The sequence below is a fragment of the Mesorhizobium sp. M6A.T.Ce.TU.002.03.1.1 genome, from assembly GCF_003997275.1.
GTDB classification, from domain to species: Bacteria; Pseudomonadota; Alphaproteobacteria; order Rhizobiales; family Rhizobiaceae; genus Mesorhizobium; species Mesorhizobium mediterraneum.
In genome coordinates this window covers 1-525 of the sequence record NZ_RZTI01000307.1, presented here as the reverse complement: position 1 = coordinate 525, position 525 = coordinate 1, and the positions used below count along the sequence as shown (strand labels likewise).

Here is a 525-nt window from a genome sequence, read left to right as displayed (position 1 = left end):
TTCTAATATCAATCCATCGCTGCTGGTTCACCCGCCTAGTTGCACGTCATTGTACGCCAAAGCGCGACACGATTCTAAGGGCGCTTTACATCAATGCCTAGCACGTTCAGCGTTCAGCTTTACCGCCATCTTTTGGGAAGGCGCCTGATACTGGAGGAATGGGTAAAAGCGCAGGCTACAATGCCCAACACGCACTATCGCCGCTGTTCCCCTACTCGCACTCGATTGTTTCTAGCCCAACTATCTCATTGATCTAGTTGGGTTTTTCTTGCCTCGCGGCTTCCACCATCAGCTCCTCGTCATCAAGAACGATAGGGCCGTCAGCGTCAATCGCGAGTTCCTGGCCGGCGCGTTCGAACTCCCATCGGTAAAGCTTGCCGCTAGGCATCCGGTGGCCAATGCAACGATGGCGCTGCAATTCCTCCGGGGTTTCCGGCTTGCCCAAGCGATCGAAATAGGCGGGCGAGGCTACGCATGTGAACGTCAGCGGGCGGGCGAGCGGCACCGCGATCATGTCCTTGGGGA

1 protein-coding gene is annotated in these 525 nt (G+C 56.4%); it reads right to left on the bottom strand.

The window, feature by feature from the left end; translation table 11 throughout:
- Positions 1–253 precede the first annotated feature (253 nt).
- A partial coding sequence (locus tag EOC93_RS33665) for a LysR substrate-binding domain-containing protein (RefSeq protein ID WP_245461618.1) occupies positions 254–525 on the bottom strand: 272 nt, incomplete at its 5' end.